Annotated in this window: 7 protein-coding genes; 2 read left to right on the top strand and 5 right to left on the bottom strand. The window is 63.3% G+C overall.

The genetic code is table 11. The annotated features are described in order from the left end of the window. On the top strand, window positions 1–362 hold a 362-nt coding region (locus AC1D1P_RS16655; RefSeq protein ID WP_477673731.1), incomplete at its 5' end, for an EamA family transporter. On the opposite strand, the gene AC1D1P_RS16650 is transcribed toward AC1D1P_RS16655, so the two are convergent. Next, window positions 359–1,204: an IclR family transcriptional regulator domain-containing protein gene (locus AC1D1P_RS16650; RefSeq protein ID WP_477673730.1), complete on the bottom strand. Its 846-nt coding sequence runs from the start codon at window positions 1,202–1,204 to the stop codon at window positions 359–361. The genes AC1D1P_RS16655 and AC1D1P_RS16650 overlap by 4 nt on opposite strands. A gap of 126 nt (window positions 1,205–1,330) precedes the next feature. Between AC1D1P_RS16650 and pobA the strand changes: the two genes are divergently transcribed. After that, on the top strand, window positions 1,331–2,500 hold the full coding sequence (gene pobA, locus AC1D1P_RS16645) for a 4-hydroxybenzoate 3-monooxygenase (RefSeq protein ID WP_477673729.1): 1,170 nt from the start codon (window positions 1,331–1,333) through the stop codon (window positions 2,498–2,500). Window positions 2,501–2,530: 30 nt separating this feature from the next. On the opposite strand, the gene AC1D1P_RS16640 is transcribed toward pobA, so the two are convergent. The 4 genes from AC1D1P_RS16640 to AC1D1P_RS16625 are packed head-to-tail and all read right to left on the bottom strand — an operon-like array spanning window position 2,531 to window position 3,928. Then, on the bottom strand, window positions 2,531–2,860 hold the full coding sequence (locus AC1D1P_RS16640) for a TfoX/Sxy family protein (protein WP_477669401.1): 330 nt from the start codon (window positions 2,858–2,860) through the stop codon (window positions 2,531–2,533). A gap of 49 nt (window positions 2,861–2,909) precedes the next feature. After that, on the bottom strand, window positions 2,910–3,110 hold the full coding sequence (locus AC1D1P_RS16635; RefSeq protein WP_477648716.1) for a hypothetical protein: 201 nt from the start codon (window positions 3,108–3,110) through the stop codon (window positions 2,910–2,912). A gap of 20 nt (window positions 3,111–3,130) precedes the next feature. Continuing rightward, window positions 3,131–3,346 carry a helix-turn-helix domain-containing protein gene (locus tag AC1D1P_RS16630; protein ID WP_092127875.1) on the bottom strand — a complete coding sequence of 72 codons (216 nt, stop codon included), beginning with the start codon at window positions 3,344–3,346 and terminating at the stop codon, window positions 3,131–3,133. Window positions 3,347–3,379: 33 nt separating this feature from the next. Beyond that, the gene (locus tag AC1D1P_RS16625; RefSeq protein ID WP_477673728.1) at window positions 3,380–3,928 is read right to left on the bottom strand and encodes a DUF2975 domain-containing protein; all 549 of its coding nucleotides are present in this window, start codon (window positions 3,926–3,928) and stop codon (window positions 3,380–3,382) included. Window positions 3,929–4,001 lie beyond the last annotated feature (73 nt).

The raw sequence follows: 4,001 nt of genomic DNA, 5'->3' as shown, positions 1-4,001 counted from the left end.
GCGGAAAACACGCCGGTGATGCGACGCAGGCCACCGCAGGAAACTTCCTGCGCGCCACACCACTGGCACTGTTGTTGGCCTGTTTGATGTTCCCGCAACTGATCTGGGACATGCGCGGGGCGGCGTATGCGGTGACCTCTGGTGCGATCACTTCYGGGATGGGCTACATCATCTGGTACGCGGCGGTGAGGCGGCTTCCCGCCACTACGGCGGCCTCGGTACAACTTTCAGTGCCGGCCATTACCGCACTGGGCGGCATCGTCTTTCTTGGAGAGCCGCTGGGCTGGACGCTCGCCGCTAGTTGCACGGCCATTCTGGGCGGCGTCGCGCTGGCCGTGCGCCCTTCGCCACCCAAAAGCTAAAGCAGCGAACGCAGCTCCCTCGCGGCATCCAGCAGCAAGGGCAGCAATTCGCGCCGCATGGCCTCCGGCCTCAGCCGCTGCGGCGACGACACCACATTGAGCGCGGCCACCGTGTGCCCCTGCATGTCACGCAGCGGCACGGCCAGGGCGTGGACGCCCAGCTCATGCTCTTCGCTGGCCACGCAGAAATCGTCAAGTCGCACCTGGTCCACCAGCGCCCTGAGCTTGCGCGGGTCGGTGGTGGTGTGCAGGGTCAGCCGGGCCAGGTTACCTGTGTCGGTCCTGGCTTTCAGCCATGCATTGAACCCGGTTTTAGTCTTGGCAGCCAGCAGCACGCGCCCGGTGGAAGTCGCATGCGCCGGCAGGCGCGCACCGAGGTGCAAGCCGTAAGCCAGCACGCGCGCCGGCGTCGCCCTGCCGCTGTCTGCCGGTGACTTCCACTCAAAACCGCTGCGGCCAATGATGACAATCTCGTCGCCGTCCAGCACTGCGACGGAAAACGACTCCTGCGTTTGCGCGGCCAGCCGGTTCAGCGCGGGTTGAACAGCGCGCGGCAGGCGTGCGGTGGCCAGGTAGCTGCCTGAAAAGCGCAGCACCTTGGCAGCCAGCCAGAAATAGCTGCCGTCGGTTTCCAGGTAACCCAGGTGTGTGAGCGTGAGCAGGTGGCGGCGCGCGGCCGCCCGCGTGATGCCCGCGCGTTCCGCCGCCAGCGTGGCGTTCAGGCGCTGGCGCTGCGTGTCAAAACTCTCGAGCACGGCCATGCCTTTGGCCATGCCTTCAATCATGTCGGGCTTGGCGATCGGGAAAGCGCCGGTTTTCAAAGCGGTTTTTGAGATGACCATTGCGCGATCATCGCACAAGTGAGCCGGACATCGTGCAAAGCCGCGGCCACGCGCTGGGCGCGGCGCACGCAGCCGCATAACCTTCTCGCTTGGGGCACATTGCCCGACAAATTGAACGGAGACACCATGCGCGTACAGGTAGCCATCGTGGGCGGCGGCCCCGCCGGGCATTTGCTGGGCCAGCTGCTTCATAAGGCCGGCATCCATGCCATCGTGATTGAGCAGCGCAGCAAAGAGTATGTGCTGGGACGCATACGCGCAGGCGTGCTGGAGCAAGGTACAACCGACCTGCTTGACGAGGTCGGTGTAGGCGGCCGCATGCACAAGGAAGGGCTCGTGCACGGCGGCTTTGCCCTCGGCTTTGGCGGCACCCATCACCGCATTGACCTGCAGCAGCTGACCGGCGGCAAACAGGTGATGGTCTACGGCCAGACCGAAGTCACGCGCGACCTGATGGACGCGCGCGCCGCAGCAGGCCTGGCAACCGCGTATGAAGCCGAAAACGTGAGCCTTCATGACTTTGACGGGCMACACCCCAAGGTGCGTTATGTGCAGCACGGCGTGGCGCACGAAGTGGAATGCGACTTCATCGCCGGCTGCGACGGTTTTCACGGCGTGAGCCGCGCCAGCGTGCCGGCCAATGCGCTGCAGACCTTTGAGCGCGTCTATCCCTTCGGCTGGCTGGGCGTGCTGTCAGAGACGCCGCCCGTTTCCCACGAACTCGTCTACAGCAACCACACGCGCGGTTTTGCCCTGTGCAGCATGCGCAGCCACACCCGCAGCCGCTACTACGTGCAATGCCCGCTGGACGACAAGGTGGAGAACTGGAGCGACGACGCCTTCTGGGACGAACTGCGCCGCCGCCTGGCGCCCGAGCTGGCGGAAAGCCTGGTCACAGGTCCCTCTATTGAAAAAAGCATTGCGCCGCTGCGCAGCTTTGTCGCCGAGCCCATGCGCTTCGGCCGCCTCTTCCTGGCAGGCGACGCGGCCCACATCGTGCCGCCCACGGGCGCCAAGGGTTTGAACCTGGCGGCCAGCGATGTGCGTTACCTGGCACGCGCGCTGACAGAGTTTTACGACGGTAGCGAGGCCGGTATCAACAGCTATTCAGACACCTGCCTGCGCCGCGTCTGGAAGGCTGTGCGTTTTTCCTGGTGGTTCACGTCACTCATGCACAAGTTTCCCGATGCAGGCGGCTTCGGGCAAAAGCTCCAGGAGGCAGAGCTGGATTATTTGATCCATTCGCAGGCTGCTTCAACGGCGCTGGCCGAGAACTACGTGGGCCTGCCGCTTTAAGCAGCCCTTTTCTGCGGGCCTTTCCTTTTGTCAGGCCGTGCTCGCCGCACTGATCGCCTGCCGGGCCCACACCAGCAACTGCGCCGGGTCATCGAGCAGCTCCGCAGGCGCGGCGTAGTACTTGCGCACCTGCACCACACCGTTCTTCGTCGAGTAGCTGAAGGGCTTGGAGCCCTTCTTCTCATATGCCGGCCGCGAGGCGTCGTCCACCCGGAAGTACAGGGTGTTGCCCATGACCATGGCGAACTGCTTTCCACGGTGCTTCATCGCATGACCACCAAAGAACTTTCCATCGCGGATGTCTCCCAATGGCACCAGTAGCTCCTGCACATAACGGACGAATTCGGCGCTGGCGCTCATGCTGCCCGCCCGGCTGCAGAGATTTTTTGTTTGATTTTCATGAAGGCCATTATGGCGATGGCCGCCTGCCGGCCGTCAGGCATTGCGGGTCATTGAAGGTGGCCGGATTGGCGCGGTCACAGGGAATGCTGCAATTGCCCGCACCCCGGCAAGCCGACTTGACGGATTCCTTGGCAGTTTGTTCCCAGTTGATATCAGCGCAGGCGCTGAGCAGGGCGACCAGGGCCGCGGCGATGGCAAGGCGTTTCATGAGGAAGCTCCGAAGCAGGATCAGGTGGTGTCGTCCGGCCGGGAAACCAGCAGGTCCCCCGGCTGGCAGTCGAGGAATTCGCAAATGCGCATCAGCGTGTCAAAGCGCACGCCCTTGACCTTGCCCTGCTTGAGCAAGGACAGGTTGGCTTCGGTGATGCCGACATACGCGGCCAGGTCTTTGGACCTGGCCTTGCGTTCAGACAGCATCACATCGAGCTTGACAACGATGGGCATGCGGCAAGCGGTGATCTGTGATCGGCGAAAGAGTCAGACGAACTGCGCGTTCTCTTCGGCCAGTGCCACTGCCCGCGCCATCACGGCGGCGATTTGCCAGACCATGCCGGCAAACAGCAGCGTCAGCAGTTCATTGCTGCCCATGCCCAGGGACAGCGCACGTTGGCCGGCCGGTGCGCCGGATGTCAGCACCAGGGTGATCAGCGTTGAAGACACCACGCTGGCCACCACCGACGCAAAAATACCGGCGGCAAAACCGCGCAGGTATTTGACAGTGCGCACACTGAAATATTCGGCCTGCGAAAAGCCGGAGAAGCAGCGCATGGCACACACCAGCCCGTACGACGCGCAGCACACCGGCAGCACGCCCAACAAGGCAGCAAAGCTTTTCTGGGCCAGCGTGACGTCAAGCGCCGCAGCCTGCGATGCCGACAACACAACCCCGGCGCGCAACAACAGGCTTTCAACGGGCGTACTGAGCAGGTGGTAAGCCACCGCCAGCGGCAATGCCACCGCCAGCAAGGCACAAGCCCAGGCCAGCACGCTGCTAATACCCTGAACATCCGGCCCGGCGGGGGCCATGGGAGTTGCCGTATTTTTCAAGGGAGCACCTCTTTGCCTTGTTTAAAGGCTTCCAGTGTCTCAGATTAATTAC

It is taken from the genome of Polaromonas sp. P1_E1_2 (assembly GCF_056406035.1).
Note: the sequence above shows the minus strand (reverse complement) of the source record. Positions and strands in the feature narration are given on the sequence as shown.